This is a genomic window from Streptomyces sp. SID5785, from assembly GCF_009870065.1.
Lineage (GTDB): Bacteria > Actinomycetota > Actinomycetes > Streptomycetales > Streptomycetaceae > Streptomyces.
In genome coordinates this window covers 1-1,457 of the sequence record NZ_WWIA01000321.1, presented here as the reverse complement: position 1 = coordinate 1,457, position 1,457 = coordinate 1, and the positions used below count along the sequence as shown (strand labels likewise).

2 protein-coding genes are annotated in these 1,457 nt (G+C 74.9%); both read left to right on the top strand.

Annotated features, from left to right (window positions below; all coding sequences use genetic code 11):
• On the top strand, nucleotides 1–948 hold a 948-nt coding region (locus GTW43_RS10500; RefSeq protein ID WP_161301378.1), incomplete at its 5' end, for a hypothetical protein.
• 121 nt (nucleotides 949–1,069) lie between these two features.
• Nucleotides 1,070–1,312 (top strand): hypothetical protein, encoded by a 243-nt coding sequence (locus tag GTW43_RS10495; RefSeq protein WP_161301377.1) that lies wholly within the window; start codon nucleotides 1,070–1,072, stop codon nucleotides 1,310–1,312.
• Nucleotides 1,313–1,457: the final 145 nt, after the last annotated feature.

Genomic DNA, 1,457 nt, shown 5'->3' with positions numbered 1-1,457 from the left:
GGCGACGCCTGGCGGGCGCACAGCCCGGCGCCGCGCCGCAGCCGGACCGGCTGGTACGTGGCCGGGTTCGTGGCCGCGCTGGCGCTGCTCCTCGTCGCCCTCGCACCGGGCCGGGTGACCGGTCTGTTCGGCGGGAGCGGTGACGAGGAGACCACCGCGCTCGGCGCCGAGACGGCCAGGCCGTCGGCTCCCCCGCCGACCGGTGACACGCAGCGCCCCACCGTCGCCGAGCCGTTCCGGGGCTCGCCCGCCCTGCGCTGGGCGGACGACGCGGACGGGATCACGGTGCCGGCCGCCCGCGCCACCGGCTGGATGGACCGCGCGCAGGTGGCCCGCGCGCTGGAGCGCAGCCGGGACTTCCTCGTCGCCTCCAGCCTCGACCGGGACGTGCTGCGCGGGGAGCGGCCCGGCGAGGCGATCGGGTACATCAACCCGGAGCAGCCCAAGGAGAAGGCGTTCATCGAGACCTCGCTGCGCGACCCGAGCGAGGAGTTCAACCCGCTGGTCCTGTTCAGCCGCTTCGACGGCACGAAAGTGCGGCTCGTCGGCGACGTGGTCAAGGTCCGCGGCCGCATCAGCTTCGCGCAGGCGCCGGGGGCCGACCGGGCGCTGCGCGTGACCACCGACGTCACGTACGTGTACCCGGTCACCGCCGTGCGGGGCGACTCCGACGAGGTCACACGCGTCATCGTGCGGCGCGAGGTCGTCATGGACTGGGCCGACCCGGACAGGATCAGGATGAAGGACGGCACGTTCGCCGTGGTCAGCAACAAGATCGACACGACGAACGCCGGCTGCCGCTCGTACACGGGGTACCTCACGCCGACGTTCGGCTCCGGGGAGCGCCCCGACGGCCCGGTCGTCGACCCGTACGACCGCAGCAGCCCGCTCGCGCCGGCGAGCGCACCGGACGGCGAGCAGGAGTGCGGGACCGCTTCCCGGTCCTGATCCGCGGCGGACCGCACGCCCGTCCGGCGCGGCGCGGGCCTGTGGGCCCGACGTGTGGCGGACGGGCGGGTCGGGGCGCCGGGTCCGGGGTCCGTCCGGGCTCCGGTCCTACGATCCGCACGTGAACCTCCCCGACAGCCTGATCGCCCTGCAGCGGGCCGCCGACGACGCGGGCCGCAGGATCGAGCACCTCGACGACAGCGAACGGCCCGCCCAGCGCGAGTCGTGGTTCCGGGCCGCGGCCGCGGTGCAGGCGGCCGTGACCGCGTACGCCGACGCACACGGTCTCGACCACTTCGAGGTCGAGAAGCAGCTCCGCCAGACCGTCCGGCATCTGCCGCGACGCGAGGAGTGGAGCGGGTAGCACCGTGGAGCGCTCCAGCGGCGGAGCGGGTAGGAGACACCCATGACCTCCTTCGCCTACCTGCCCGGCGCGGGCGCCGTGCCGCCGTGGCTGCGGATCACCTTCGGCGTGGTCGTGCTCGGGCTGATCGTCGCTCGCCTGTGGC